Below are 571 nucleotides of genomic sequence, written 5' to 3' on the forward strand. Positions count from 1 at the left end.
AGCGAAGCCAAACCGGAAAGTATTGGCATTGCCTCGCGTATTTCCGGCATCACGCCTGCCGCGATTTCAATTCTTCTTGTGCATCTGAAAAAGCACGGCTTGCTGAAAAAAGGCGAGGAAGAGTAATGAGTGCACTACGAACCAAGCTTGATTCACTGATTGCACAGACCGATTTAGACGTTTCAGAAAAACAACGAGAGCAGTTAGTCGGTTACGTCGAGCTGCTCGATAAGTGGAACAAAGCGTACAACCTAACTTCGGTTCGCGATCCTTTAGAGATGTTAGTGAAACATATCCTGGATAGCATCGTGGTCGGCACGCATCTGCAAGGTGAACGTTTTATCGATGTGGGCACTGGCCCAGGATTGCCAGGTATTCCTTTGGCGATCATGCATCCGGAGAAAACGTTCTTTCTGCTCGATAGCCTCGGTAAGCGCATCCGTTTTATCAAGCAAGTTGTCCACACGTTAGGTTTGAAAAACGTGACACCAATTCAAAGTCGCGTCGAAGAATTCCAACCGGAAGAAAAATTTGATGGCGTTTTGAGTCGAGCTTTTGCTTCAATGACGGA

2 protein-coding genes are annotated in these 571 nt (G+C 47.1%); both read left to right on the top strand.

What is annotated here, in order from left to right:
* On the top strand, positions 1 to 126 hold a 126-nt coding region (locus R7Z49_RS28205; RefSeq protein WP_411913038.1), incomplete at its 5' end, for a hypothetical protein.
* Positions 126 to 571: 16S rRNA (guanine(527)-N(7))-methyltransferase RsmG (gene rsmG, locus R7Z49_RS26670; protein ID WP_318112678.1), on the top strand; the 446-nt coding region annotated here is incomplete at its 3' end. The genes R7Z49_RS28205 and rsmG, both read left to right, overlap by 1 nt.

It is taken from the genome of Vibrio sp. 1562 (assembly GCF_033340155.1).
In the GTDB taxonomy this organism is placed as follows: Bacteria; Pseudomonadota; Gammaproteobacteria; order Enterobacterales; family Vibrionaceae; genus Vibrio; species Vibrio alginolyticus.